The organism is uncultured Microbacterium sp. (genome assembly GCF_947489255.1).
In the GTDB taxonomy this organism is placed as follows: domain Bacteria; phylum Actinomycetota; class Actinomycetes; order Actinomycetales; family Microbacteriaceae; genus Microbacterium; species Microbacterium phycohabitans.
Genome location: NZ_CANLCY010000004.1, coordinates 559969 through 579693, shown reverse-complemented (window position 1 = coordinate 579693; position 19725 = coordinate 559969). Strand labels below are relative to the sequence as shown.

The following is a 19725-nucleotide window of genomic DNA, read 5'->3' as shown; positions in this document are numbered from 1 at the left end:
CACGAGGAGCACAGCACTATGGCACACGCGGACGACGCACTCGAGCACGAGAGGGCTTCCTGGAAGCCCGGCTCGGGGCTCGCCGTCGCGGTTCCCGACGCCGTACAGAACCCCGGTCTTCCCGGTCACCGTCAGCGCATGACGGACAAAGACCCGGAGACGATGAAGCGCGCGGTCCGTACGGTCTACACGCTGTTCTATTTCTCGGTGGCCGCGAGCATCTGGGCGAGCATCGCCTACATGATCTTCCCGATCGAGTCGGGCGCGCTGATCGACATCCGCTACAACAACCTCTTCATCGGACTGGGCATCGCCTTCGCGCTGCTCGCGATCGGCATCGGCACCATCCACTGGGGCAAGTCGGTCATGTCCGACAAGGAGTACATCGAGGACCGCCACGCGACCCGCGGTCGCGACGAGGTCCGCGAAGGTGCGATCAACGTCTTCGCCGAGGCCGACAAGGACTCCGGCTTCGGCCGTCGCGAGATCATCCGCAACTCGATGTTCGCCGCACTGGCCGCCTCGGTCATCCCCGGCATCACGCTGTTCCGCGGTCTCGCTCCGCAGGACGTCGACCCCGTGACCGCTCTGAGCCACACCATGTGGAAAGAGGGCATGCGCCTCTCGCACGACCCCTCGGGCCGTCCGATCCGCGCCGCCGACGTCACGCTCGGTTCCGCCTTCCACGTCATCCCGGAGGAGCTCGCGGGCCTCGGCCACGACGAGGGCTACCTCGAAGAGAAGGCCAAGGCGATCGTCCTGCTCATGCGCATGCAGCCGGAGCAGCTGAACCCCGAGACCAACAACCTGGACTGGTCGTACGACGGCATCGTCGCGTACTCGAAGGTCTGCACGCACGTCGGTTGCCCCGTCGCGCTGTACGAGCAGCAGACCCACCACCTCCTGTGCCCCTGCCACCAGTCGCAGTTCGACGTCGCCAACGGTGCGGCCGTCATCTTCGGCCCGGCCGCCCGACCCCTGCCGCAGCTCCCCATCACCGTCGACGCCGAGGGCTACCTCGTCGCCCAGAGTGACTTCCACGAGCCCGTCGGCCCCAGCTTCTGGGAGCGCTCATGAGCACCGGTACCCACCCCACCGAGAACGTCACGACCGAACCGGCCGTGTACTCCGGGCCGCCGCAGGCCCCCGCCGGTCGTGACGGCAAGCCGCTCGGCGGCAAGTTCGTCGGCGCCGCCGCGAACTACCTCGACGAGCGCACCAGCATGTCGGGCATCGTCAAGGAGCTCGGCCGCAAGGTCTTCCCCGACCACTGGTCGTTCATGCTCGGCGAGATCGCCCTGTGGAGCTTCGTCGTCGTGCTGCTGTCCGGCACGTTCCTGACGTTCTTCTTCCAGGCGTCCATGGTCGAGACGCACTACAACGGCGCCTACGAGCCCATGCGCGGCATCGCGATGTCGGCTGCCATGGAGTCGGCGCTGCACATCTCGTTCGACCTGCGCGGTGGCCTCCTGGTCCGCCAGATCCACCACTGGGCGGCTCTGGTCTTCGTCGCCGGCATCGGCGTACACATGCTGCGCGTCTTCTTCACCGGTGCGTTCCGCAAGCCCCGCGAGCTCAACTGGGTCGTCGGCTTCATCCTCTTCATCCTGGCGATGGCCGAGGGCTTCACCGGATACTCGCTCCCCGACGACCTGCTCTCGGGTAACGGCCTCCGCATCATCGACGGCATGATCAAGGGTCTGCCGATCATCGGAACCTGGACCTCGTTCCTGCTCTTCGGCGGCGAGTTCCCCGGAACCGCGATCGTCGGCCGTCTCTACACACTGCACATCCTGCTGCTCCCCGCGATCCTCGTGGCGCTGCTCGCCGTGCACCTGATGCTGATGATCATCAACAAGCACACGCAGTTCGCCGGGCCCGCCCGCACGAACAGCAACGTCGTGGGCTACCCGATGCTCCCGGTCTACGCCTCCAAGATGGGCGGCTTCTTCTTCATCACGTTCGGCGTGATCGTCCTGATCGCCGCCCTCGTGACGATCAACCCCATCTGGAACTACGGTCCCTACGACCCGTCCCCCGTGTCGGCCGGTACGCAGCCCGACTGGTACATCGGCTTCGCGGACGGCGCCCTGCGCCTGGTCCCGCCGCACCTCGAGTTCGTGCTCTGGGGTCACACCTGGTCGTGGAACATCATCTTCCCGGTGGCCGTCCTCGGTCTGTTCATCGTGCTGGTGCTGGTCTACCCCTTCATCGAGGCGTGGGTCACGGGAGACAAGCGCGAGCACCACATCGCCCAGCGTCCGCGCAACGCCGCGACGCGCACGGCGATCGGCGCTGCGGGTGTCACCTTCTACGCCGTGATGTGGGCGGCCGCCTCGTCCGACATCATCGCGACGCACTTCCACCTCACGATGGAGGGCGTCATCCACACCCTCCAGGCGCTGCTGATCCTCGGACCGGTCCTCGCCTACTTCGTCACCAAGCGCATCTGCATCGCGCTGCAGAAGAAGGACCGCGAGATCGCTCTGCACGGTTACGAGTCCGGACGCATCGTCCGCCTCCCCGGTGGCGAGTACATCGAGGTCCACCAGCCGGTCGACGAGTACGAGCGCTGGAAGCTGGTCGACAACGAGACCTACGAGCCCCTGGTGGTCCGCCCGAACGACAAGGGTCAGATCCCCTGGCACGAGAACGTGCGTGCCTCGGTCTCGCGCTGGTTCTTCGAGGATCGCCTGGCTCCCCTGACGCAGGCGGAGATCGACGCCGCGGTTGCTCACCAGCACCACGAGCTCGATCACATCGCGCACGAGGAGGCCGACGAGATCGCCGGCGCCAACGCTCGCGCCGATGAAGACGGTCGCCCTCGCAACGAGGTCGGCGGTCGCGTCGAGGTCGAGATCCCGGCCCCCAAGGGCCTCGAGGAGCGCAACCGTCCCGACGACGGCAAGAGCGAGTAACTCCTCCCCACTGATGGAACCCCCGGCGCTTCGGCGCCGGGGGTTCTGTCGTTCTCGCGCTCGGACGTCTCGTTCGAAGACGAAGGGATCGGCATCCCCGCCCGTCCTCGCGCACGCCCGCGCGTGCCCGTGCGAAGACGAACGGACCGACATCCATGCCCCTTCCGCGCACCCACCACGATGTCTGGCAGGAAGACGAGGCGGCCTGGCATCCAGGCCTCTCCCCCGCACCGTGACTGCAGCCCTAGCGTGAAGGGATGACCGACGCTCTCGACTACTTCCGCCACCGGCTCGCACACGAGACCGACCCCTCGGACGTGTACGCCGCACAGAAGGCCGCTGACCGCTTCGTCTTGGTGGACGTGCGGGGAGACGACGCCTGGGCCCAGGGACGCATTCCCGGCGCGCTGCACATGCCGTATCGCGACATCGCCTCCCGTGCCCCGCTCGAGATCGACGGCGACGTCGACGTCGTCGTGTACTGCTGGAGCCCGGGATGCAACGCCGGGCAGAAGGGCGCCCTCGCGTTCGCAGAGCTCGGCTACCGCGTGCGCGAGATGATCGGCGGCTACGAGTATTGGATGCGCGAGGGGCAGCCGATCGAGAACGATCACGGGCCGCTCGATCGCGTCTTCGACCCCACAGTGATGGTCGTGCGCGGCTGATGGTCATGCGCGGCTGATGGTGGCGCGCGGCTGATGGTCATGCGCCATCGCCGTGCGCGCCGAAGCTACCGTGCGTACGGGCCGGTCGGCGGGTCGTCGCGGACAGGCGTTCGACGCTGACGCTCGTGGGCATCCGACGTCGGCGCGCAGCTGACGGGCGGTGATCTCCCGTAGGCTGCGTCGATGCAGCATCCCCCTCTCGACCCGTTCGCGTCCGGATATCTGGATCGACCCGACGGCGCGCGCCTGTACTGGGAACTGTCCGGAAATCCCGCGGGCCGACCGGCCCTGTACCTGCACGGTGGGCCCGGGGGTGGCCTCGGCCGCGGCGGATACCGTCGACGCTTCGACCCACGATCCCACCTCATCATCGGACTCGATCAGCGGGGATGCGGGCGGAGCACACCCTGGGCCGCGGACGATCTCGCCACTCTCGAAACGCAGACGATGACGCACCTCCTCGACGATCTCGAGGCCCTGCGCGAACACCTCTCCGTCGACCGGTGGCTGCTGCACGGCGTCTCCTGGGGGTCCACGCTGGCCTTGGCTTATGCGTTGGAGTACCCGCAACGCGTGAGCGAGGTGGTCAACCTGGCGGTCACGAGCGGCGGACGGTGGGAGATCGACTGGATCACCGACGGGATGCAACCGGTGTTTCCCGAGGCCCACGCCCGACTGCGCGAGCCCCTGCGCGCCGATGAGCGCACGATCGAGGGCTACGCACGGCTCCTCCGCGACCCCGACCCCGCGGTCCGGAGCGACGCCGGAGACCGCTGGGACGAGTGGGAGGCCACGCATATGTCACTCGGTCCCCTCGCGGGTCCCGGACCCTACCTGCACGACGATCCACGTCAGCGACGAAATTTCGCCACGCTCGTGACCCACTATTGGGCGCGCGACTGCTTCCTCCCCGGCGACCGCGCGGTGCTCGCGCGGATCGGGGAACTGAGCGGTATCCCGGGAGTGCTCGTGCACGGTCGGCGCGACATCAGCGGTCCGGCACGCACCGCCTGGCAGCTGCACCGCTCGTGGCCGGGGAGCAGGCTCGAGATCGTCGAGGAGGACGGGCACGGCGGGCCGCGCAGCGCGCAGATCGCTCAGGATGCCATGGACGCCTTCGCGCGCGACGATCCGCGCTCGGACCGACGTCGAGGGCGGAAACTCCTCACCCTGGCGTCGCCCGAATGAGAGGCGACGTTCGCGCGGACAGCGGAACCGGAGAAACGTTCTCGTCACCGTCGCCCGGCGCGACGGCCGACGATCGCACGCACCCTCGAAGCTGAACGCGGCCCACACCCCGGCATCGCCGGAGGCTACGGCCGAAGATCACACGACCTTCAAGCCGCTCGTGGCCCCACCCGGGCATCACCGGAGGCCACGACTGGAAATCACACGAACTCTCGAAGCCGACCGCGGCCCACCCCGGCATCGCCGGGAGCGACGGCGGATCACGCCGCGTGGCGGTCAGGCGGTCAGGCGGTCTCGACGTCTTCGGCGAACCAGCGCGCTGCCGACCCGAAGAAGATGGGTTCGCCGGCCTCGGTCTCGTCGTCGTCGACGACGTCGCACACGACCACAGTCACGTTGTCACGGGTGCCGGCCTCGAGCGCCAGGGCGACAGCCGACGCTGCGGCGGAACGGGCGTCGGGCGCCTCAGCGATCAGTCGCGCCACATCGGCTTCGGGCACGTAGTCCGTCAGTCCGTCGCTGCACAGGACCCATCGATCGCCGACGAACGGAGGACGTTCGGCGACCGAGACGACATCGCCTTCCGCACCACCGAGCGAGGCGGTGATGATGTTTCGGCGGGGGTGCGCCGCGGCAGCCTCGGGAGGGATGATCCCGTGATCGACAAGAGCCTGGACGTAGGAGTCGTCACGGGTCTCTCGCGTGAACTCCCCGTCCCGGAGGAGGTAGGCGCGCGAGTCGCCGGTGTGAGCGAGCAGCAGTTCCCCGCTGAGGCTGAGGAAGATGCCGGTGAACGTCGTCGCCATCCCCTCGAGCGCGGGATCGCGTTCGACGTGGGCGCGGATGTCCCAGTTGGCTTCGCGGATACGGACCAGGAGGCCATCGGCATCCAGCCCTCCCCCGCTCGTCGCCACGAGACGGTGGATCAGGGCCGCGGACGCAAGGTCTCCCGACGGACCACCGCCGACGCCGTCGGCCACCGCCGCACCCCAGGACGCCGCGAAGGCGGCGTCCTGGTTGGTGGGACGATGGGCGCCGGCGTCGGAGACGGCAGCCGCTCTCAGACGGACGGGCACAGGATCAGCGCGCGAAGTACCCGCGGTAGTACTCGTACACCCAGCCGACGATGGCGACGACGAACACCGCGAACCCGACGGGGACGAGCCAGCTGCCGACGGCGAGGCCGATCACGGCGATCGCCGCGGAGGCTGCGAGCACGATGGGCCACCACGACCACGGGCTGAACTCGCCCATCTCGGGGTCGCCGTCATCGATGTCGGCCGTGAGGATGTCTTCGGGCAGGTCACCGCGCTGCGCCTTGAGGACGCGGCCGATGTAGAACGCGATCATCGACGACATGAGGCCGAGGAACGCCAGGGCGACGGTTCCGACCCACTCGACGCCACCGTGCTGGAGCAGGCTCCAGACGGTGTAGACCGCCGCGATGACGAACGAGAACACCGCGATGATCCACCAGAGGTTGACGTTGGTACGCATGTATTACTTGACCTCTCCGGCAGCTGCGTCGACGACGGGCGTATCGGGGGCGTCCTTGACCGGACCCACACCGACCGGGATACCGGCCTCGGGGTGGTTGAGGTCGAAGGCGGGACGCTCGCTGCGGATGCGCGGGATCGACGTGAAGTTGTGACGCGGCGGCGGGCACGACGTCGCCCACTCGAGCGATGCTCCATAGCCCCAGGGGTCGTCGACGGTCACGCGCGGCGCCTTGCGGGCCGTGATCCACACGTTGAGCAGGAACGGGATCATGGACGCACCCAGGATCATCGAGCCCACGGTCGACAGCTGGTTCTCCCAGGTCCATCCGTCGGCCGCGGCGTAGTCCGCGTAGCGACGAGCCATTCCGTCGACACCCAGCCAGTGCTGGATGAGGAAGGTCATGTGGAAGCCGACGAACAGCAGCCAGAAGTGCACCATCCCCAGACGCTCGTTGAGCATCTTTCCGGTCCACTTGGGCCACCAGAAGTAGAAGCCGGCGAACATCGCGAACACGACGGTGCCGAAGACCACGTAGTGGAAGTGCGCGACCACGAAGTACGAGTCGGACAGGTGGAAGTCCAGCGGGGGCGAGGCGAGGATCACGCCGGTGAGACCACCGAAGACGAACGAGACCAGGAAGCCCAGGGCGAAGACCATCGGCGTCTCGAAGGTCACCGAGCCGCGCCACAGCGTTCCGATCCAGTTGAAGATCTTCACACCGGTCGGCACCGCGATGAGCATCGTCATCAGGGCGAAGAACGGCAGCAGCACGCCACCCGTGACGTACATGTGGTGCGCCCACACGGCCACCGACAGCGCGGCGATCGCGATGGTCGCGTACACGAGGGTCTTGTAGCCGAAGATCGGCTTGCGGCTGAACACCGGGAAGATCTCCGAGACGATGCCGAAGAACGGCAGCGCGATGATGTAGACCTCGGGGTGACCGAAGAACCAGAACAGGTGCTGCCAGAGCAGGACGCCGCCGTTCTCGGGGCTGTAGATGTGCGCACCGAGCACACGGTCGGCGGCGGCCGCGAAGATCGCCGCGGCGAGCACGGGGAACGCGAGCAGGATCAGGATGCTCGTGATGAGCGTGTTCCACGAGAAGATCGGCATGCGCCACATGGTCATTCCCGGGGCCCGCATCGTGAGCACGGTCGTGATGAAGTTGACCGCACCGAGGATCGTGCCGAAACCGCTGATGCCGAGACCGAGCATCCAGAGGTTGCCGCCGACGCCGGGCGAGAAGCTCGCATTCGCGAGCGGCTGATAGGCGAACCATCCGAAGCCGGCCGCACCCTGCGGGGTGAGGAAGCCGGACACCGCGATGGTGGAGCCGAAGAGGAAGAGCCAGAACGCGAACGCGTTCAGACGCGGGAACGCCACGTCGGGGGCGCCGATCTGAAGGGGCAGCAACGCGTTCGCGAAGCCCGCGAACAGCGGCGTCGCGAACATGAGCAGCATGATCGTGCCGTGCATGGTGAACAGCTGGTTGTACTGCTCTTTGGTCGGGATGATCTGCATCCCGGGCTCGAACAGCTCGGCGCGGATGATGAGCGCCATCACTCCACCGAGCATGAAGAAGATCACCGAGGCGATCAGATACATGTACCCGATGGTCTTGTGGTCGGTGGAGGTGATCCACTTGACGACCAGGTTGCCCTTCTGCTCCACACGCGTGGTGCTCAGCAGTGCGGCTTGACGCGGCGGGAGAGTCGTCGGGCGCGAGGGCCCGGTCCCCTGGAGCGGAAGCGTCGTGGCCATGATCACTCGTTCCCTTCGACGCCGGTGGTCAGGTTCTGCAGACGCGACAGGTCGCTGATGTCGCCCACGTCGCCGGCGCGGCGCAGGGAGTTCAGGTAGTCGTTGTACTCGGTCTCGCTGACGACCTTGACGTTGAAGAGCATCGCCGAGTGGTACTCGCCGCAGAGCTCCGCGCACTTGCCTTCGTAGGTGCCCTCGCGAGTGGGCGTGAAGGACCACTCGTTGTCGCGACCGATGTACATGTCTTTCTTGTAGAGGAAGTCGATGATCCAGAAGGAGTGGATGACGTCGCGCGAGCGGAGGTCGATCTTGACCGTCTTGTTCACCGGCAGGTACAGCGTCGGCACGTCGTCGAGGTCGTAACCGTCGGCGGTGGCCTTCGCCTGGACACCCATCGAGTAGACGGCGTCGGAGTTGTCTTCCTTCTCGCCGTTGTACTGGAAGTCCCACGCCCACTGCTTGCCGTAGGCCGTGATGGACACGTCGGGGTCTTCGTACTGGGTCTCGAGCGTGTTCTGGTCGCGCGCCGTGAAGGCGAAGAAGCCGACGACCAGGATGAGCGGCACGATCGTGTAGAAGATCTCGATCGGCATGTTGTACCGCAGCTGGACGGGCAGACCCGACTGGCCGCGACGACGGCGGTAGGCGATGACCGACCACAGCATCAGGCCCCAGGTGACGACACCCACGGCGAGGAGCACGATCCACGAGTTGACCCACAGTCCGGCGACCATGTCGGTGTGGTTCGTCGCGGCCGGGCCGTCATCGACGAAGCCGGGCAGGAATCCGTGCAGCTGGGAAGTGGTGCAGCCCGAGAGGAGTGCGACGGACGCGATCCCGAGAGGGAGCGCGGCCCAGCGAAGGCGACGTTTGGAGGGCACAATGCACCTTTCCGGGTCGTGGATAAAGCTTTGACAGTCTACGGCAACCTCTCACCGTTCTCTGGCCATTCGTCCAGTGCCGAGACATCGGAAACCCCCGGGTTCCACGGTGCGAACCGTGGCCCCGGGGGTCCGTGACGCCGACGTCGGAGGACGCCGACCGAGCTCAGTGGAAGCTGTCGCCGCAGGCGCAGGAGCCCTGCGCGTTGGGGTTGTCGATCGTGAAGCCCTGCTCCGAGATCGTGTCCTTGAAGTCGATGTTCGCACCGTCGAGGTACGGGACGCTCATGTCGTCGACGATGACCTCGACACCGTCGAAGTCGACGACCTTGTCGCCGTCGAGGTAGCGCTCGTCGAAGTAGAGCTGGTAGATGAGGCCGGAGCAGCCGCCGGGCTGCACAGCGACGCGCAGGCGGAGGTCGTCGCGGCCTTCCTGCGACAGCAGGCTCTTGACCTTGTCGGAGGCGGCCGCGGTCAGGCCGACGCCGTGCTCGCGGGTCTCGGCGGAGGACGACAGAGTGGTGTCGGTCATGGCGATGCCCTTCGGGTTGATCGGTCGCGGGGACGAGGCAAGTCTACGCCTGTCCCGTCCCCGCGGCCCCGATCAGACGGTCCGGTCGTTCAGTCGCGCCAGCAGCAGCGCTTCCGAGACCAGGGCGTTGCGGAACGTGTCGAGGTGCAGCGACTCGTTCGGGCTGTGCGCGCGCGCGTGCGGATCCTCGACGCCCGTGACGAGGATCTGCGCGGCGGGGAACTCGCGGACGAGGTCGGAGATGAAGGGGATGGACCCTCCGATTCCGACGTCCACCGACTCGACGCCGTAACCGTCGGCGAACGCCGCGCGTGCTTCTTCGACGGCCCACCCTCCGGTGTCCACGAGGAAGGAGTCGCCGCAGTCCACGTCGCTGAAATCGAGCTGCGCGCCGAACGGCGCGTGAGCACGCAGGTGCGCCTGGACCGCGGCGAAAGCCTCTTCGGCATCCTGACCGGGGGCGACGCGCGCGCTGATGACGACGCTCGTCTGCGGCGCGAGGGTGTTCGACGCGGCCTCGACGGGGGTGGCGTCCCAGCCGGTGATGGTGATCGACGGCTTGTTCCAGATGCGGCTCAGGATCGAGTCGCGTCCGATGGGGCTGACGCCCTCGAGCAGGCCGGACTCGGCGCGCAAAGTGGCCTCGTCGTAGTCGGGCGTGTCGGCGTCGCGGGTGGCGAGACCCTCGACGGCGACGGCGCCGTCGTCGTCCCACAGCGTGGCGAGCAGCTTCACGGTCGCGAGCATGGCATCGGGGACGGCTCCGCCCATCATCCCGGAGTGCGAGGCGTGGGCCAGCGTGCGCACGGTCAGCGTGAAGCGCGCGTTGCCGCGCAGCGACACCGTCAGGCCGGGCGTGCGCTCGTCCCAGTTGCCCGAGTCCGCCACCACGATGACGTCGGAACGCAGCGCTTCGGCGTTGTCGGAGAGGAACTGGCCGAAGGAGCGCGAGCCGTACTCCTCCTCCCCCTCGATGAACACGGCGAGGCCGAGGTCGAGGTCGTCGCCGAGGACCTCGGACACGGCCCGGATCGCGCCGACGTGCGCCATGATGCCGGCTTTGTCGTCGGCGGCACCGCGTCCGTACAGGCGCCCGTCGCGCAGCGTCGGCTCGAAGGGCGGCGAGTCCCACAGCGCCTCGTCTCCCGGGGGCTGCACGTCGTGGTGGGCGTAGAGCAGCACGGTCGGTCGGCCATTGCGGGCGGCGCGCGTGGCGAGCACGGCCGGCTGCCCCATCTCGTCGGTGCCGGGGATCCGGGCGCGGGTCACCGCGACGGAATCGAACACGCCGGTGCCCTGGAGGAGGGCGGCGACCGCGTCGGCGCTCTTGACCAGAGCGGTCTGATCGAAGGCCGGCCAGGCGATCGACGGGATGCGGACGAGGGAGCCGAGATCGGCCAGGGCGGAGGGGATGCCGGCGTCGGCTGCTTTTTGCACAGCCTCCTGCCGGGACAGGTCGAGGGTCATGCGGGTAATCTTAAGTCTCCCGACCAGCGAATCACCGAGGTTTCCCGTGGCCAAGTCTCCCGCACCCGCCCCCAACGACACCCCCGTCGACTCGACGGCGCTCGGATCGGGCAAGGGCCGAGCGACGCCCTCGCGCGCCGAGCAGGAGGCCGCCCGCAAGCGCCCCCTCGTCCCCGACACCAAGGAGGCGAAGGCCCGCGCCCGCGCCGAGTTGGCGGCGCAGCGCGAGAAGGCCCGCATCGGCATGGCAGCCGGCGAGGAGCGCTATCTTCCCGTCCGCGACCGCGGGCCGCAGCGTCGTTTCGCTCGTGACTTCGTGGATGCCGGCTGGCACCTCGGCGAGGGCGTCATGCCGTTCATGGTGCTCGTGATCGTCGCGACGCTCATCCCCGTGCAGTTCTTCCAGTACTGGTCGTTCGTCGCGCTCTGGATCTTCATCCTCTTCGTCATCGGCGACATGATCATCACCTCGATCCGCGTCAAGCGCGCGGCGAAGGAGAAGTTCGGCGAGAGCCGCCTCGAGAAGGGTCTCGGGTGGTACGCGGCGATGCGCACCGTGCAGATGCGTTTCATGCGCCTGCCGAAGGCTCAGGTCAAGCGCGGTCAGTACCCCGCCTGATCCCCCGCTTCGCGGAACGGCGCACCGGAAGGTGCGCCGTTTCGTCGTTCTCGGGTCGGATGCCGTGTCGTCCTCCGCGCGCAGGCGGCCGACCGGCGCCTACGCGCGGTGCACCGCCACGTCGACGAGCCAGCGGCCGGTCAGGAACGGGTCAGCGCGAGCGGGCGAGACCGCGATTGATCTGACGCGCCCAAAGGGGTCCGCGGTAGAGGAACGCCGTGTAGCCCTGCACGAGGGTGGCACCGGCGGCGAGACGATCGCGGACGTCGTCGGCGGTGTCCACTCCCCCGGCGGAGATCACGACGAACTCGGCCGGGACCGCCTCGCGCACCAGGCGGAGCACCTCGAGCGCGCGCTGCTTCAGCGGCGCACCGGAGAGCCCGCCCGCACCCGCGGCCTCGACGGTCGCGGCATCCGTCGTCAGACCGGAGCGGGCGATGGTGGTGTTGGTGGCGATGAGGCCGGCCAGGCCCGCGTCGACGGCGAGACGGGCGATGTCGCGCACCTCGTCGTCGTCGAGGTCGGGGGCGATCTTGACCAGGAGCGGGGTGCCCCCCGCCGCGTCGCGCACCGCGGTCAGCAGGGGGCGGAGCGTCTCGACGGCCTGGAGCCCCCGGAGGCCGGGCGTATTGGGGGACGAGACGTTGACGACGAGGTAATCGGCCAGCGGCGCGAGCAGCCGAGCGCTGCGGACGTAGTCGGTCGTGGCATCCTCGACGGCGACGACCCGGCTCTTGCCGATGTTCACGCCGATGACCGGGCGACGACGGGCTCGGCGCAGGCGGCGCAGCCGCGCGGCTGCGGCGGCGGCACCGTCGTTGTTGAACCCCATGCGGTTGATCACCGCGCGATCGGCGACGAGCCGGAACAGGCGCGGCTTGGGATTGCCCGGCTGGGGCAGCGCGGTGACCGTGCCGACCTCGACGTGGCCGAAGCCGAGCGCGCCGAGCCCGCGGCCCATCGTGACGTTCTTGTCGAAGCCCGCGGCCACCCCGAACGGCGAATCGAAGGTCAGGCCGAGCGCCTGCACCCGCTGGTCGGCGCCGGGGGCGGTGGCGCGACGGACGACGGATGCCAGGGGCTCGACCCCGGCGACCCGGATGACGAGCGCACCGAGGTGGTGCGCGAACTCGGGGTCGAGACGCGAGAGGACCGTGCGGAAGAGAAGGGGATACATCCCCGCCAGGCTACTGGACGACGTCGCGGTCGTCGTTCGCCGGGCGTTCCGCGTGGTCGGCGCGCAGTTGGGCGATCGCCGCGTCGAAATCGTCGAGCGAGTCGAACCCCTGGTACACGCTCGCGAAGCGCAGGTACGCCACCTCGTCGAGTTCGCGCAGCGGTCCGAGGATCGACAATCCGATCTCGTTCGCCTCGATCTGCGACGACCCCGTCTGACGGATCGCCTCCTCGACCTGCTGCGCCAGCACCGCGAGATCGGCGTCGGTGACGGGGCGGCCCTGACAGGCTTTGCGGACGCCCGACATGACCTTCTCGCGACTGAACGGCTCGACCACTCCCGACCGCTTGATGACGTTGAGACTCGCCGTCTCGACCGTCGAGAACCGACCACCGCACTTGGGGCACTGACGTCGACGACGGATGCTCAGCCCGTCGTCACTCGTTCGCGAGTCGATGACGCGGGAGTCGGGGTTGCGGCAGAAGGGGCAGTGCATGGGTTCTCCCTCAGTCGTCGAACCGCGCGGTCACGGCCTCGCCGTGCGCGGGGAGGGCCTCGGCGTCGGCGAGGGTCACGATGGCATCCCGGACTCGGGAGAGCGCCGAACGGTCATACTCGACCACCTGCTGGGGGCGCAGGAACGTCGCTGCGGAGAGGCCCGCGCTGTATCGCGCCTGTCCCCCGGTCGGCAGCACGTGGTTGCTCCCGGCGAGATAGTCGCCGAGGCTCACCGGCGTGTAGGGACCGACGAAGACGGCTCCCGCGTTGACGAAGTCCTCGGGACGCGGGTCGGCCAGGTGCAGTTCGAGGTGCTCGGGCGCGTAGGCGTTGCTGAAGGCGGTCGCTTGTGCGATGTCGTCGACGAGCACGACCGCCGACTGCGGCCCGTGGAATGCTGCGGTGACGCGCTCGGTGTGACGGGTCGAGGCGACGCGCGCCGGGAGGGCCGCGCGTACGGCCTCGGCCAGTGCGGGCGAGTCGGTCACGAGGACGGCCGACGCCTGCTCGTCGTGCTCGGCCTGGCTGACGAGGTCGGCGGCGACGAGAGCGGGGGTCGCGGTGGCGTCGGCCACGACGAGGATCTCAGTGGCACCGGCCTCCGAATCGGTGCCCACGCGCCCCGCGACGGCGCGCTTGGCCGAGGCGACGAAGTTGTTGCCCGGGCCGGTGACGACGTCCACGGGATCGAGGCCGATCTCGGCGACACCGTGCGCGAACGCGCCGATCGCGCCGGCGCCCCCCATCGCGTAGACCTCGGTCACACCGAGCAGACGTGCCGCGGCGAGGATGACCGGGTGGACGCGCCCGCCGAAGTCGGCCTGCGGCGGGGAGGCGAGGGCGACCTCGCGGACACCGGCGACCTGCGCCGGGACGGCGTTCATGACGACGCTCGAGGGGTAGACGGCCTTGCCGCCGGGCACGTAGAGGCCCACGCGACGCACCGGCTGCCAGCGCTGCGTCACACGGGCACCGTCGCCGAGCTCGGTCACGACCGGGACCGGGACCTGCGCCGCGGATGCCGTGCGCACGCGCGAGATGGCCTCGTCGAGGGCGGCGCGGATCTGCGGATCGAGGTCGCGCAGCGCCTCGTCGAGGTGATCCGCGGGCACGCGGATGGCGTGGTCGCTGACACGATCGAAGCGCGCCGCCTGCTCGCGGAGAGCCTCTTCGCCCCGGTGGGCCACGTCGGCGACCAGACGGGCGGCGGTGGCGAGGGCCTCGTCACGCGCGGCATCGGCGCGCGGGACGACTGCGAGGAGCTCGGCCGGCGAGAGGACGCGGCCGCGGAGATCGATCGTGCGGAGCATGGCTCCAAGGCTACCGGCCGAGCAGGAGCCCCTCCGCGCAGTCCACAGGCTCGCAGCGGGCGCTCAGCCTGCCCACCGGCGGAGCCCTCGCATCCCCCCCCCGGTTCGGCCCGTACGCACCGGCCCGCGGGTCTGAGCGCCCCCACGCGAAAGGGCGGGGGTCGTGAGACCTCCGCCCTCTCCCGATGTCAGCTTCGGGTCACGCCCGAGTCCTCAGCCCCGGGTCACGCCCGACACGTCGTGCAGATAACCGATCCGGCCGTCGTCGTGACGAACGACGAAGGTCTCGCCGCGATCCTCGATCACGAGCGCCCACGCCGTCGACCCGATCCGGAAGATGGGCGTGCCGTAGTCGTCGACGATCTCGCGCTCTTCGGGCGCGAGCGCCCAGAACGCCTGCGCGTGCGGGTGGTCGTCGCCCTCGGGCGCACCCCGGGAATCGTCGGACGCCTCGCGACCGGTCTCGCGTCCCGTGTCGTACGTGCTCACGGCTCCGGTGTCGGCGTGCAACGGCGCGAAGATGTCGGTGGCCGTGTCGTCGCCGCGCGTCGCGGGGAGCACCGAGGTCGCCGGCGCCGCGTCGTCATGCGGGAGGTCGGTCGAACCGGTGTAGCTGCCGGGCGTGGGAGCCTCGGCCTCGGGCGTCGCGGCGCCGGCGTCGGGCCCGGTGACCGGACGCGGGGCCCGCGGCGCGCGCGGACGCGGGACGACCGGGCGGATGGGACGGGCGTTGCGGTGCGCGGGGATCTCCTCGCGACCGCGGAAGTCAGCCGAGAACGGCGGGATCACCGGGGCGAAGACGGTGAGCACGACGCCGGCCAGCAGCACGACGGCCTCGACCCAGATGACCCAGGAGCGCGTCCAGATGCCGGTCTGGTCGAAGACCGCCACGGTGTCCCACACCCACGAGACCCAGATGAGGGCCGACACCGTGAACGCCACCGAGGCGAACTGGTCGATGCCGAGCGAGCCGACCCGGCGGATGCCCTGCGGCGACAGACGCCGCAGCACGAGGAGGCCGACCGCGACGGTGGGCAGAGCCACCGCGGGGATCCACCACAGTCCGGAGAGCCACACGTTGCCGCCGCCGATGAGGACGCCCGACGGCGAGTCGAGGATGTTCGTGCGGAAGAACGAGACGAAGAACGCCACCACCCAGACACCCAGCAGGGCGACTTCGCGCACGGAGAACGGACCGACGCCGTACGACACGGTGCCCGTGCGAGCGGGTGCCGACGCATCGGTGTGCGCGTGAGCAGACGCGGAGGACGTCTCCGGCGCCGGCGGGGCCACCGGGGGGTGATCGGCGGAGGCGGTCGAGTCCGCGCCGCGGACCGCGGAGGGGTCGGCCTCATCGGACACGGACGGCGCACCGGATGCGGTCGTCGGGTCGGCGTGATCGTGATCGCGGTCGGGCTCGGAGGTGTCGTGGGGGTACTGATCGTTCACGGGGGTCCTTTCACCCAGGGCGCCGCAGCGCCCGGACATCGTAACCGGCGGGTCTTCAGCGTCTGCTGGGGTTGCGACGCTCGAGCGGCGCACCGATCGTGGGGTCAGCCGAGGCAGTTGGGCCCGAGCAGGCCCTTGAGCTCGCCGAACAGGTCGGCGGTGACGCGGACGGGCATCGGGACTTCGAACACCTTGGCCGTGCCGCCCTTGTGCAGTTTGAGAAGCACCTCGGTCGAGCCGGAGTGGCGACGCAGCATCTGCGCCAGCTCGCCGACCAACGCCTCGTTCGCGCGCTGCTCGGGCACGACCAACGTAAGTCCGCCCGTCTCGTCGAGCCCCTCGAGATCGGGGGCGAAGGCGCTCTGGGCGTGCAGATTGAGTCCGTCGTCGCGTCGCGAGACGCGTCCGCGCACGACCAGGATCGAATCGGCCTGCAGCACCGGGGCGAACTCGGCGTACGTCTTCCCCATGAACATGACGGTCACCTCGCCGTTGAAGTCCTCGACGGTGACCATGCCGTAGGGGTTACCGCTCTGCTTCGCGACGCGGTGCTGCACGCTGGTGAGCAGACCGGCCACCGTGACCTGATCGCCATCCTGCACGTCTTCGGACGCGAGGAGATCGTGGATCGACGTCGAGGCGTGCTTGGCGAGAGGCACCTCCAGGCCCGCGAGCGGGTGGTCGGAGACGTAGAGTCCAAGCATCTCGCGCTCGAACGCGAGCTTGTCCTTCTTGGTCCACTCCGGACGCTCGGGCACCTTCACGACCTGCTGCGGTTCGTCCCACAGCGAGTCGAAGTCGAACCCGACCTCGCCGTTGGCCTCCCGACGCTTGTCGAGCACCGCGCCCTCGCACGCGTCCTCGTGCACCTCCACCAGCGCTCGACGCGTCGACCCGAGCGAGTCGAACGCGCCCGCCTTGATCAGCGACTCCACGGTGCGCTTGTTGGCCACGTGCATCGGAACCTTCGACAGGAAGTCGTGGAACGACGTGTACTTGGCATCCTGTCGGGCAGACACGATGCCGTCGACCACGTTGGTGCCGACGTTGCGTACCGCGCCGAGACCGAAGCGGATGTCTTCCCCGACGGCGGCGAAGAAGCGGATCGATTCGTTGACGTCGGGCGGCAGCACCTTGATGCCCATGCGGCGGCACTCGTTGAGGTACACCGCCATCTTGTCTTTCGAGTCGCCGACGCTGGTCAGCAGGGCGGCCATGTACTCGGCGGGATAATGCGCCTTGAGGTAGGCCGTCCAGTACGACACGAGACCGTAGGCCGCGGTGTGCGCCTTGTTGAAGGCGTAGTCGGCGAACGACTCGAGCACCTTCCACAGCGTTTGCTGCGCGACCTCGCCGAACCCGCGTTCGGTCATGCCGCCGAAGAAGATCTCCTTCTGCTTGTCGAGCTCGCTCTTCTTCTTCTTGCCCATCGCGCGGCGCAAGAGGTCGGCCTGGCCGAGCGTGTAGCCGGCGACGCGCTGGGCGACCGCCATGACCTGCTCCTGATACACGATCAGGCCGTAGGTCGTGTCGAGGATGTCGGCCAGCGGCTCCTCGAGCTCGGGGTGGATCGGCTCGATCTCCTGCTGCTTGTTCTTGCGCAGCGCGTAGTTGATGTGCGAGTTCACACCCATGGGACCGGGGCGGTAGAGCGCCAGCACGGCCGAGATGTCCTCGAAGTTGTCGGGGCGCATGAGCCTGAGCAGAGACCGCATGGGCCCGCCGTCGAGCTGGAACACGCCCAGCGTGTCGCCGCGCGCGAGGAGCTCGTAGGATGCCGCGTCGTCGAGGTCGAGGTCTTCCAGCACCAGGGGATGCCCGCGGTTGGCCGCGATGTTGTCGAGGGCGTCGTTGATGATCGTGAGGTTGCGCAGCCCCAGGAAGTCCATCTTGATCAGGCCGAGCGACTCGCACGCGGGGTAGTCGAACTGCGTGACGATCTGGCCGTCCTGCTCGCGGCGCATGATCGGGATGATGTCGATGAGCGGCTCGCTCGACATGATCACGCCGGCCGCGTGCACGCCCCACTGGCGCTTGAGGTTCTCGAGTCCGAGAGCGGTGTCGAAGACCGTCTTGGCCTCGGCGTCGGTCTCGATGAGGGTGCGGAACTCGCTCGCCTCTTTGTAGCGCGGGTGCTCGGGGTTGAACATGCCGTCGAGCGGCATGTCTTTGCCCATGACGGCCGGCGGCATGGCCTTGGTGAGCTTGTCGCCCATGCTGAACGGGAAGCCGAGGACGCGCCCGGCATCCTTCAACGCCTGCTTGGCCTTGATCGTGCCGTAGGTGACGATCTGCGCGACGCGCTCGTCGCCGTACTTCTCGGTGACGTACTGGATCACCTCGCCGCGGCGGCGGTCGTCGAAGTCGACGTCGAAGTCGGGCATCGAGACGCGGTCGGGGTTGAGGAAGCGCTCGAAGATCAGGCCGTGCTGCAGCGGGTCGAGGTCGGTGATCTTCATCGCGTACGCGACCATCGAGCCGGCTCCCGACCCACGCCCGGGCCCCACGCGGATGCCGTTGTTCTTGGCCCAGTTGATGAAGTCGGCGACCACGAGGAAGTAGCCCGGGAACCCCATCTGCAGGATGACGTCGGTCTCGTACTCGGCCTGCTTGCGCACCGCGTCGGGGATGCCGCCGGGGTAGCGGTCGTGGAGACCGTTCTCGACCTCTTTGATCATCCAGCTGCCCTCGGTCTCGCCCTCGGGGACGGGGAAGCGCGGCATGTAGTTGGCGGAGGTGTCGAACTCGACCTCGCACCGCTCGGCGATGAGCAGCGTGTTGTCGCACGCCTCGGGGTTGTCGCGGAAGACCTGGCGCATCTCGGCGGCGGACTTGACGTAGTAGCCGTCGCCGTCGAACTTGAAGCGCTTGGGGTCGTCGAGCGTCGAGCCCGACTGCACGCACAGCAGGGCCGCGTGGCTCGTCGCGTCGTGCTGGTGGGTGTAGTGGAGGTCGTTGGTGCCGACGAGCGGGATGTCGAGCTCTTTGGCGATCTTCAGCAGATCGCCCATGATGCGCCGCTCGATCGACAGGCCGTGGTCCATGATCTCGGCGAAGTAGTTCTCTTTGCCGAAGATGTCTTGGAACTCCGCCGCGGCGGCCTTGGCGGCGTCGTACTGGCCGAGTCGCAGGCGCGTCTGCACCTCGCCCGAGGGACAGCCGGTCGTGGCGATCAGACCCTTGCTGTAGGTCTGCAGCAGCTCGCGGTCCATGCGGGGCTTGAAGTAGTAGCCCTCCATGCTCGCGCGCGACGACAACCGGAAGAGGTTGTGCATGCCCTCGGTCGTCTCGGACAGCAGGGTCATGTGCGTGTAGGCGCCCGAGCCCGAGACGTCGTCGCTCTGCTGCTCGGGGGTGCCCCACCGCACGCGGGACTTGTCGGAACGGTGGGTTCCGGGAGTGACGTAGGCCTCGATGCCGATGATCGGCTTGATGCCGGCGTCTTTCGCGGTCTTGTAGAACTCGTAGGCCGCGAAGGTGTTGCCGTGGTCGGTGACGGCGATGGCCGGCATGCCCTGCTTGACGGCTTCTTGGACCATCGGCCCGATGCGCGCCGCGCCGTCGAGCATCGAGTACTCGCTGTGCACGTGAAGGTGAGCGAAGGAGTCAGCTGCCACGCGTCGAGTCTACGTTCGGCCTCCGACATCGGCCGTGGATGTTCGGGGCGGACGCCCAGTCGGCACCGCCCTCCCGGGCGCGTCGCCGTGCGACCGCGCGAGCAGAGCACGGACCGCGACATGCGGAGGGGTCGGCGAGC

General features: G+C 68.6%; 16 protein-coding genes. 5 read left to right on the top strand and 11 right to left on the bottom strand.

Annotation, left to right across the window (positions count from 1 at the left end; translation table 11 throughout):
- Positions 1 to 18: 18 nt before the first annotated feature.
- The 4 genes from Q0818_RS13095 (at position 19) to Q0818_RS13080 (ending at position 4771) form a co-directional block, all read left to right on the top strand.
- The gene (locus Q0818_RS13095) at positions 19 to 1077 is read left to right on the top strand and encodes a ubiquinol-cytochrome c reductase iron-sulfur subunit (RefSeq protein WP_298875565.1); all 1059 of its coding nucleotides are present in this window, start codon (positions 19 to 21) and stop codon (positions 1075 to 1077) included.
- Positions 1074 to 2918 (top strand): cytochrome bc complex cytochrome b subunit, encoded by a 1845-nt coding sequence (locus Q0818_RS13090; protein ID WP_298875563.1) that lies wholly within the window; start codon positions 1074 to 1076, stop codon positions 2916 to 2918. Before Q0818_RS13095 ends, Q0818_RS13090 begins: the two co-directional genes overlap by 4 nt.
- A 257-nt stretch (positions 2919 to 3175) precedes the next feature.
- The gene (locus Q0818_RS13085; protein ID WP_298875560.1) at positions 3176 to 3583 is read left to right on the top strand and encodes a rhodanese-like domain-containing protein; all 408 of its coding nucleotides are present in this window, start codon (positions 3176 to 3178) and stop codon (positions 3581 to 3583) included.
- A gap of 183 nt (positions 3584 to 3766) precedes the next feature.
- Positions 3767 to 4771, top strand: coding sequence for an alpha/beta fold hydrolase (locus tag Q0818_RS13080; RefSeq protein WP_298875558.1), 1005 nt, complete (start codon positions 3767 to 3769; stop codon positions 4769 to 4771).
- A 284-nt stretch (positions 4772 to 5055) separates the two neighbouring features.
- On the opposite strand, the gene Q0818_RS13075 is transcribed toward Q0818_RS13080, so the two are convergent.
- The 6 genes from Q0818_RS13075 to Q0818_RS13050 all read right to left on the bottom strand — a co-directional run bounded on the left by Q0818_RS13075 (position 5056) and on the right by Q0818_RS13050 (position 10915).
- Positions 5056 to 5847: a protein phosphatase 2C domain-containing protein gene (locus tag Q0818_RS13075; protein ID WP_298875556.1), complete on the bottom strand. Its 792-nt coding sequence runs from the start codon at positions 5845 to 5847 to the stop codon at positions 5056 to 5058.
- Between the two features lie 4 nt (positions 5848 to 5851).
- Positions 5852 to 6268, bottom strand: a complete 417-nt coding sequence (locus Q0818_RS13070; protein WP_298875553.1) for a cytochrome c oxidase subunit 4 — start codon at positions 6266 to 6268, stop codon at positions 5852 to 5854.
- 3 nt (positions 6269 to 6271) lie between these two features.
- A complete protein-coding gene (gene ctaD, locus Q0818_RS13065) occupies positions 6272 to 8035 on the bottom strand; it encodes a cytochrome c oxidase subunit I (protein ID WP_298875551.1) in 1764 nt (587 codons plus the stop codon).
- 2 nt (positions 8036 to 8037) lie between these two features.
- Positions 8038 to 8916, bottom strand: a complete 879-nt coding sequence (gene coxB / locus Q0818_RS13060; protein ID WP_298875549.1) for a cytochrome c oxidase subunit II — start codon at positions 8914 to 8916, stop codon at positions 8038 to 8040.
- A 166-nt stretch (positions 8917 to 9082) separates the two neighbouring features.
- Complete coding sequence (gene erpA, locus Q0818_RS13055) at positions 9083 to 9448, bottom strand: iron-sulfur cluster insertion protein ErpA (RefSeq protein WP_056227791.1); 366 nt, start codon at positions 9446 to 9448, stop codon at positions 9083 to 9085.
- 72 nt (positions 9449 to 9520) lie between these two features.
- The gene (locus Q0818_RS13050; protein WP_298875545.1) at positions 9521 to 10915 is read right to left on the bottom strand and encodes a dipeptidase; all 1395 of its coding nucleotides are present in this window, start codon (positions 10913 to 10915) and stop codon (positions 9521 to 9523) included.
- 46 nt (positions 10916 to 10961) lie between these two features.
- Here Q0818_RS13050 and Q0818_RS13045 point away from each other — a divergent pair, with 46 nt between their 5' ends.
- The gene (locus Q0818_RS13045) at positions 10962 to 11534 is read left to right on the top strand and encodes a DUF3043 domain-containing protein (RefSeq protein WP_298875542.1); all 573 of its coding nucleotides are present in this window, start codon (positions 10962 to 10964) and stop codon (positions 11532 to 11534) included.
- Positions 11535 to 11685: 151 nt separating this feature from the next.
- Here the strand turns inward: Q0818_RS13045 and Q0818_RS13040 are convergent, their stop codons facing one another.
- From Q0818_RS13040 to dnaE, 5 genes are all read right to left on the bottom strand, one after another.
- Positions 11686 to 12711: a quinone-dependent dihydroorotate dehydrogenase gene (locus Q0818_RS13040; RefSeq protein ID WP_298875539.1), complete on the bottom strand. Its 1026-nt coding sequence runs from the start codon at positions 12709 to 12711 to the stop codon at positions 11686 to 11688.
- A 10-nt stretch (positions 12712 to 12721) separates the two neighbouring features.
- Entirely contained in the window at positions 12722 to 13207 is a 486-nt protein-coding gene (gene nrdR / locus Q0818_RS13035; protein WP_298875536.1) for a transcriptional regulator NrdR, read from the bottom strand.
- Positions 13208 to 13217: 10 nt separating this feature from the next.
- Positions 13218 to 14519, bottom strand: coding sequence for a histidinol dehydrogenase (gene hisD / locus Q0818_RS13030; protein WP_298875533.1), 1302 nt, complete (start codon positions 14517 to 14519; stop codon positions 13218 to 13220).
- Positions 14520 to 14732: 213 nt separating this feature from the next.
- Positions 14733 to 15968 (bottom strand): hypothetical protein, encoded by a 1236-nt coding sequence (locus Q0818_RS13025; RefSeq protein ID WP_298875530.1) that lies wholly within the window; start codon positions 15966 to 15968, stop codon positions 14733 to 14735.
- A 104-nt stretch (positions 15969 to 16072) separates the two neighbouring features.
- On the bottom strand, positions 16073 to 19585 hold the full coding sequence (gene dnaE, locus Q0818_RS13020; RefSeq protein WP_298875528.1) for a DNA polymerase III subunit alpha: 3513 nt from the start codon (positions 19583 to 19585) through the stop codon (positions 16073 to 16075).
- Between the last annotated feature and the right edge of the window lie 140 nt (positions 19586 to 19725).

Coding starts and splice junctions, on each gene's coding strand:
- ctaD (WP_298875551.1), bottom strand. CDS start 8,035: ATGGCCACGACGCTTCCGCTCCAGGGGACCGGGCCCTCGCGCCCGACG.
- Q0818_RS13070 (WP_298875553.1), bottom strand. CDS start 6,268: ATGCGTACCAACGTCAACCTCTGGTGGATCATCGCGGTGTTCTCGTTC.
- Q0818_RS13085 (WP_298875560.1), top strand. CDS start 3,176: ATGACCGACGCTCTCGACTACTTCCGCCACCGGCTCGCACACGAGACC.
- Q0818_RS13095 (WP_298875565.1), top strand. CDS start 19: ATGGCACACGCGGACGACGCACTCGAGCACGAGAGGGCTTCCTGGAAG.
- Q0818_RS13080 (WP_298875558.1), top strand. CDS start 3,767: ATGCAGCATCCCCCTCTCGACCCGTTCGCGTCCGGATATCTGGATCGA.
- erpA (WP_056227791.1), bottom strand. CDS start 9,448: ATGACCGACACCACTCTGTCGTCCTCCGCCGAGACCCGCGAGCACGGC.
- Q0818_RS13050 (WP_298875545.1), bottom strand. CDS start 10,915: ATGACCCTCGACCTGTCCCGGCAGGAGGCTGTGCAAAAAGCAGCCGAC.
- Q0818_RS13090 (WP_298875563.1), top strand. CDS start 1,074: ATGAGCACCGGTACCCACCCCACCGAGAACGTCACGACCGAACCGGCC.
- Q0818_RS13040 (WP_298875539.1), bottom strand. CDS start 12,711: ATGTATCCCCTTCTCTTCCGCACGGTCCTCTCGCGTCTCGACCCCGAG.
- nrdR (WP_298875536.1), bottom strand. CDS start 13,207: ATGCACTGCCCCTTCTGCCGCAACCCCGACTCCCGCGTCATCGACTCG.
- hisD (WP_298875533.1), bottom strand. CDS start 14,519: ATGCTCCGCACGATCGATCTCCGCGGCCGCGTCCTCTCGCCGGCCGAG.